Source organism: Vibrio sp. OPT46, assembly GCF_015163535.1.
Classification (GTDB): Bacteria; Pseudomonadota; Gammaproteobacteria; order Enterobacterales; family Vibrionaceae; genus Vibrio; species Vibrio alginolyticus.
In genome coordinates, this window is sequence record NZ_JADDYG010000401.1 from 1,696 (window position 1) to 5,788 (window position 4,093).

Genomic DNA, 4,093 nt, shown 5'->3' on the forward strand with positions numbered 1-4,093 from the left:
TAGGTGACCGTGTCAGGTACAATATAATCCGACAACGCGGTGGTTTCGTTAATGAACGCATCAACAGACACAATCAAACCGAGTTGTTTTGGATCTTTAAGCTTGTCTTCCAGCAGCGTTTTCAATCCGGGTACACCATACATCGGGTTCGCCATGTGGTTGATCCACGCTTTAACGCGGTATGGATACCCATCAATAGCCGCAGACAGATGCTCTGTCAGCAGTGGCGCGGCAAACGGATACCAAGGGGCGCGAGTTGGGTAAGGTGATTCACCTGCCTCAACGCGACGTTTGTATTCGCTGGTTTTGTGGTAGGGGAATTTACTGCGCGACAAAAAGACGCCTTTCGGGCCGACTTTGCCAGCAAATTTGGTGAAGTCGTAACGAGGACCCGCAGCGGAAGTTGGGTAGCCACCCGCTTTGGCCATCGCGCCGCCTTTCATATTTATGTTACCAATCAACGCATTGAGCATCATGATGGTAAACGAGTTATAGAACCCATTGGTGTGCATGTTGCCACCGTGGGTATCGACCACCGCTTTTGTTCCGTGACTGGTGAAGCGCTTTGCTAGTTCAACAACTTGTTCGACAGGGATTTCACATTGTTGGCTGTAGAACTCAAGACTGTATTTGAACGCCTCTTCTTTGAGTCTTTGTAGAGACGATTTTACGCGCACTTCGCCCGATGCAAGCGAAACCGTTTTATCGATAAACAGTGCCGCTTCCTCAGCTTGGGTATGAACACCAAATTCGCCGCTTTGCTCATCCACGATGACGTACGGGTCGGAGTCAGACAACGCTTCGCCCTCGAATGGCAGATTCAAGTCGGACGCGCGTAAAAACGTGCCGTTTCTCGGGTGCTGATTATCGCTTATCACGAGATGCGTAGCATTACACCAGTGCGCGGTGCCGGCTCGTTTCATCGCGTTTGCCCCCGGCTGCGCCAAGAAGGTTTTGTTGTAGCGTTGGTTTTCGATGATCCACTGGATCATGCCAAGCACGAGGGCAGAGTCGGTGCCTGGTTTGATTGGTACCCAGCGGTTGTTGTCACCGGCAGCCAAGCTCGATGAACCAGCAGGCAAACTTGGTGTGATGATGGTGTATTCCAAGCTACCTTCTGTTCGCGCATTGGCGAGTTGGCGCGCCTGACGCTTAAAAGGGTTACCCGCTTGAGCTGGTGACATACCGATGAAGATGATGTATTCCGCGTTATCAAAGTCTGGCTTCAAGTGCGCGTTCTTATCTAAATCGTTCATGAATGCGCCGCTGCCAGCACGAAATGCGTAGCCGCAGTAAGAGCCATGATGCCCAAAGTTACGCGTACCATAGCTGTTGAACGCGAAGCGTTTGAATATGTCGTCTCGGCCTTCGTTACCGGCGTTGGTCATTAACAGTTGGTTGGCTTTCGGTCCATATTCTGGGTTTTCAGGATCAACGGGCGTTGTTAAATCGCGCATGTCGCGTAAGCCATCAACATGACCTTCACCAAATAAATCACCGCCCTCGACGACTTCTTCTATCAGTTGTTCGTAACTGATCGTAATCCATTTTCCTTCGCCGCGTTTTCCAACTCGTTTCAGTGGCTGAGTAATGCGGTACGGGCTGTTGCGAATTTCTAGCATCCCATTGCCACGTGCGCATGCTGTTGAACGACCGTCAAGGCCCGCTTCTCCTGCCAAACTTAAATAAGCACCTTTGACTGGCGTTTCGAACGGAATGTGTTGCTGATGAGAGAGTGGGTGATATGGGTTGCCAGTAATACGCAAAATCTCGTCGTTGCGGTTATCAATGCGTACACGCAATCCGCACAGTGACCAACAACCAAAGCACATCGATGGTGCAACGCGCTGATTTGGATTAGGGATTAGGTTGCCTTTGCTGTTGACCGTGTACTCTGGTTCAAGCGAGTTACCGTGGTGAATATCACGCGTTTTTTCTCCCGCAGTGCCTTCGAGCGCACCCTCGACCATGTGTTTGGTGGTGGTGGCGTAACCCGCAGCGAATGCGCCAAGCCCACCAACTGCAATGCCTGATTTCAAAAACTGACGGCGTTTGTTATCCATGATGAAATCCTCTTTGATTAGCGTTCAGTTAAGGTGGGTGATGAGGCTTTTACTTCGATCTTTTGTTTTGGCTGAACCAGCTCCGAACCGAGCAGTGCCAGTGCAAGCCATAATCCGAGCATGCCGATAATGCCTATCCAGCCATTTCCATCCATAGTGAGTTGGTATGGATACAGCCCTGCATCGAACTTGGCGATGGTTTGCACTTCCATGATGGTAAACCAGCGAATCAGCCATGCACTTTCCAGTGCGGCAGCAGACACAAAACTGAGCCCTATGACGTGACGAAATCTGGCTGATGCGGACTTTTTGGTATCGCGCAAGAAGATGAAAGCGAGCAAAACACAACCTAAAACGACAAAAGTGAGCAGGGCAATGTTGTGCATCCACTGTTCGCTAGAATAGAGCGAAAATGCGGAATTGTTGGATGCCCAAATCGGTAGCAGTATCAGCGTTAATACACCGCTGGTAACCACTGATTTTTTAAGTAAATTAGTATCGCCAGATGTCAGTGTCTTTGACTGACTAGGCAGCAAGAGCCAAATCAACAGAGAAAATCCGACCGCGCTCATAAATGCAGTGACAAACCAAAGAACCGGCGACGCGGGTTGGTGCCATAAAGAGCGCGATTTAACGACTGCAATTTCAGCGCCTGTGTAGACTGCAATGGTGATGCCTGATAGCACCGTGATAACAGATACCATAAGCATGACTCTACGAGAGAGCACCCAGTCACCCAGTGACAGCTTTGAAATTAGAGGCAGTACTTTCCCTGGCTGATTACGTAAGTTGATCAGATCCTCGCGGAGATACAGCCATGCAGTCACTACCGCTAAACCTGAGAAAACAGGCAGGAACAGCGAGCCTAGAGACATCCATGACCACGGCGTGATGTGCACGTAAAAATGCCAAGCTCGTCCCGGCTGGTGAAGGTCGCCAGTTAACGCCAACGGGCCTACGATAGCGCCGATGGCCATCGTTAGCACCAGCGCGGCGCGTAACCGATGACTGGTGTGTTGCTCAAATAATAGGGCGATTAGGAACAAAATAGCGGCAGCGTAAGCAGAACCGATGTAAAAGAAGTACTGCACCGCCCACGGGAGCCAAGCCATTGCTTGAGGTTGGACTAACACTTCGGTGATGTTCATGCGCGCTTTCCTTGTGGGTCGTAAATAGCTGGCTGCCCGTCGATGTGGCTGGTGAAGCGTTCATCCATGCCGATGTAAAACACATGCGGCTTGGTCTCTTCATTGGGCTTTAGCACTTTGATATCGTCTTGGTGCTTCGCAATTAAGCGGCGAACTTCACTTGATGGATCATTCAAATCACCAATTACACGTGCTCCGCCAACACAGGTTTCCACGCAGGCAGGTAATAGGCCTTGTTCTAGACGGTGAGCACAGAAGGTACATTTATCTGCGGTGAGGGTGTCTTCATTGATAAAACGAGCATCGTAAGGGCAAGCTTGTACGCAGTACGCGCAGGCGACGCAGCGGCTGTTATCCACCATGACAATGCCATCTTCGCGCTGAAAGGTTGCTTGAACCGGACACACTGCCACGCAAGGTGGGTTGTCGCAGTGGTTACAAAGGCGCGGTAGCATAAAGGCTTTTGCTTCTCGCGTGGCTGTAGAGCCATCATCTAACGTAACTTCGTATTGCTTTACGGTGGTTCGGAATTGACCAATTGGCGCTTGGTTCTCGATGCTGCAACCCACAGTGCAAGCCTGGCATCCGACACATTTACGCAAATCTATCACCATGGCATAACGCTTGCCGACTTGCCCTTTTCGGTCAGCGGACTGGTTATTTCGAATAATGTTTCCCGCAGTTGCCGTGCCAATGCCTGCGACTGGAATTAACGCGGCTCCGGCTGTGACCGCGCTGAGAAAGCGACGTTTGGTGGAATCCATAACTCACCTGCTTTTTTGTTGTATTTGAATTGACTGATTCCATTGTGAGAAATGCACTGCGAGGCTTATATTGTGGATTTCCACATACCCAGATCAAACTTGATCTAAAACAAATGTG

Annotated in this window: 3 protein-coding genes; all 3 read right to left on the reverse strand. The window is 50.3% G+C overall.

Annotated features, from left to right (window positions below):
- A partial coding sequence (locus tag IQR33_RS33495; RefSeq protein ID WP_228013984.1) for a molybdopterin-dependent oxidoreductase occupies positions 1–2,063 on the reverse strand: 2,063 nt, incomplete at its 3' end.
- 17 nt (positions 2,064–2,080) lie between these two features.
- The gene (gene nrfD / locus IQR33_RS18620; RefSeq protein WP_193837573.1) at positions 2,081–3,211 is read right to left on the reverse strand and encodes an NrfD/PsrC family molybdoenzyme membrane anchor subunit; all 1,131 of its coding nucleotides are present in this window, start codon (positions 3,209–3,211) and stop codon (positions 2,081–2,083) included.
- The gene (gene dsrO / locus IQR33_RS18625; protein WP_017633876.1) at positions 3,208–3,975 is read right to left on the reverse strand and encodes a sulfate reduction electron transfer complex DsrMKJOP subunit DsrO; all 768 of its coding nucleotides are present in this window, start codon (positions 3,973–3,975) and stop codon (positions 3,208–3,210) included. The genes nrfD and dsrO overlap by 4 nt, the downstream gene beginning before the upstream one ends.
- Positions 3,976–4,093 lie beyond the last annotated feature (118 nt).

What these genes read in the sequence shown, in the direction of transcription:
- dsrO (WP_017633876.1), bottom strand. Translation starts at nt 3,975, where the DNA reads ATGGATTCCACCAAACGTCGCTTTCTCAGCGCGGTCACAGCCGGAGCC.
- nrfD (WP_193837573.1), bottom strand. Translation starts at nt 3,211, where the DNA reads ATGAACATCACCGAAGTGTTAGTCCAACCTCAAGCAATGGCTTGGCTC.